Genomic DNA, 324 nt, shown 5'->3' on the forward strand with positions numbered 1-324 from the left:
GCGTAGCCGGTCTTCGGCCAGATCAAGCCATCAAGGAGGCCACGTGCGTCCGCGTGCTGAGCCACAATCTCGGGAGAAGACTTGGCGAATCTCGGTTGAGCTGCACAAGGGGTGGAAACGGTTCGGCGCAGAAAGAGAAACAATTTGCCGCAAAGGGCGGAATCGTCCGCAAAAGAACGATCGAAGACGAGCGGAGCACCTCGCCCAACCGCGGCTATGTTGGCCGGACTGAAATGGACACGGCTTGGTCGAAGCGCTCCGAAGAAGGGCCCGCCATTACCTCTCGTTCAAGTTTGACGATTCCTCGTTCAACGCGCCGATCTA

Annotated in this window: 1 pseudogene; it reads left to right on the top strand. The window is 58.3% G+C overall.

The features are described 5' to 3' along the window. Positions 1-53: 53 nt before the first annotated feature. A pseudogene (locus tag AC0L3X_RS47505) lies at positions 54-324 on the top strand (hypothetical protein); the annotation flags it as partial.

This window comes from Bradyrhizobium sp. MI1.7 (genome assembly GCF_055811795.1).